This window comes from Bradyrhizobium sp., assembly GCF_019242285.1.
Taxonomy (GTDB): Bacteria; Pseudomonadota; Alphaproteobacteria; order Rhizobiales; family Xanthobacteraceae; genus Bradyrhizobium.
Genome location: NZ_JAFAVV010000800.1, coordinates 1 through 2,057, shown reverse-complemented (window position 1 = coordinate 2,057; position 2,057 = coordinate 1). Strand labels below are relative to the sequence as shown.

Sequence of the window (2,057 nt, the reverse complement as noted above, 5' to 3'; positions counted from 1 at the left end):
TGCCGCTCCTTTTTTCGTACAGCACGTTGTCGAGTTTCGGCGCAGGCGGCTGCTGTGTCTCGACTGTCATCGCGACGGCGGGCGAAGCCATGGCATCTCTCCTCTGCTGGTTTTCTGCGGCGGGCTCGCCCTTGCTCACGCGAATGCGCTGAACCCGGTGATCGCCTTGCCCACGATCAAGTTCTGCATCTGGTAGGTGCCCTCGTAGGAATAGAGCGCCTCGGCATCCGCAAAGAAGCGCGCAACGTTGTAGTCGACGATAATGCCGTTGCCGCCGAGCACCTCTCGCGCCCAAGAGACCGTCTCACGCGCCTTGGCCGTCGTGAACGCCTTCGAAAGCGCGGCTTGCTGGTCCGTAAGCTTGCCTTCGTCCGCGAGCTGTGCCGTGCGAACCACCATGCCCTGGCAGGCAGTGATGTTGGCGAGCATCTTCGCAAGGAGGTCCTGAATGAGCTGGAACGAGGCGATCGGCTTTCCGAACTGCAATCGCTCCTGTGTATATTTGAGCGCGTGCTCGTAGGCGCCCATCGCGCATCCCGTCGATTCCCAGCCCACGTAGTACCGCGTCCCACGCAGTACGCGCGCGGTGTCGCGGAAGGACTGGGCGCCCGATGCGAGCCGATTTGCCTCCGGCACCCGGCAGTCCTTCATCGTGATCTGACCGTTCTGGACCACCTTGAGCGCCATCTTGTTCTGCATCTTCTCGACGCTGAAGCCGGGCGTCGACTTGTTCTCGACGATGAAGCCCTTGACCTGGTTGTCGGCGACGTCGCGCGCCCAGATGATCGAGACATCGCACCAGGGCGCGTTGCCGATCCACCGCTTCTGCCCGTTGAGGACCCAGGTGTCGCCTTCGCGCTTCGCGGTCGTGGTAAGGCCGCCACCCGCACCCGAGCCGACCAGCGGTTCGGTCAGGCCGAAGCAGCCGATCTTTTCCATGCGCGCCATAGGCGGCAGCCACTTTTGTTTCTGCTCCTGCGATCCGGCGATCGCGATCGAACCCATCGCCAGGAAGTTGTGGACGCCGAAGAAGGTCGCGAACGAGGCATCGACCCGCGCCATTTCCACCCCGATGAGCCCGACCAACAATTGATTGCCCCCGGCGCAGCCGTACCCCTGGATCCCAAGACCGCCAAGGTTCAGCTCCTTGACCAAGGGCACCAGCTCGAACGGGAACGCGTCCTCAACCCAGTACTTGTTGATGATCGGCGCGACCTTCGACTCCATGAACGTGCGTACCCTCTTATGGATCGCGCGCTCCTCAGTGTTCAGCAGGTCGGCGTAATGATAGAAATCACTGTCCGGCGTTGGAAGCTGCTTCGGTGCCGAAGGTTTAAATGCCGTGGCGGTGGCCATGTGAATTCTCCGTTCCTTCACCGTGCCTGCGTTGGCATCAAATTGGCCCGCATGCGCTGCGGGCGCCAGTAAAGCCCTGCAAATCGCGCATAATTCTTGATAAAGGACCGCGGATCCGCAGGTCGGATCTGGTACGCCGACGCGTGACTGTGATTTCTCGGCCGATGCCATAGAATTTCCGCAGGGTGAAGAACTCGCGGCTCGTGACGCAGATAAACCTGGCCAACCGAAGTCAATTCGGGAGCCGTACGCCGGAGCTGGCAGATGACGACGCAGACGCTTGACGGCGCGTACGCGGACGGCGGCTCTCAGGTCTTGTGGGAGGACGGCGAACGCGTGGTCAGCCGTGGCTGGCGACTGGACAACAACGGAGAGCGGCGAGCCGTTCTGCTCGTTGTTTCTAACGCAGACCATCCGTCCCGCTCAAGCCTCGATCGCCTGACCCACGAATTCGAACTGATGGATGAGCTCGAGGGCGCATGGGCAGCGCGGCCACTGGACCTCGTGCGCGACGCCGGTCGGACCATGCTGGTGCTCGAGGATGCGGGGGGCGAGCCCCTCGGTCGGCTGCTCAATGCGCCAGTGGAGGTCGGACGCTTCTTGCCCCTGGCTATCTGTATTGCCGGGGCTGTCGGCAAGCTCCACCAGCGCGGGCTCGTCCACAAAGACATCAAGCCGGCCAACATTCTGTTTGACGAGGC

At 62.3% G+C, this 2,057-nt stretch carries 2 protein-coding genes; one reads left to right on the top strand and one right to left on the bottom strand.

The features are described 5' to 3' along the window. Positions 1 to 135: 135 nt before the first annotated feature. Positions 136 to 1,527: an acyl-CoA dehydrogenase family protein gene (locus JOY90_RS32705; protein ID WP_291695225.1), complete on the bottom strand. Its 1,392-nt coding sequence runs from the start codon at positions 1,525 to 1,527 to the stop codon at positions 136 to 138. A gap of 93 nt (positions 1,528 to 1,620) precedes the next feature. Between JOY90_RS32705 and JOY90_RS32700 the strand changes: the two genes are divergently transcribed. Beyond that, positions 1,621 to 2,057: protein kinase (locus JOY90_RS32700; RefSeq protein ID WP_291695224.1), on the top strand; the 437-nt coding region annotated here is incomplete at its 3' end.

Coding starts and splice junctions, on each gene's coding strand:
- JOY90_RS32705 (WP_291695225.1), bottom strand. CDS start 1,527: ATGGCATCGGCCGAGAAATCACAGTCACGCGTCGGCGTACCAGATCCG.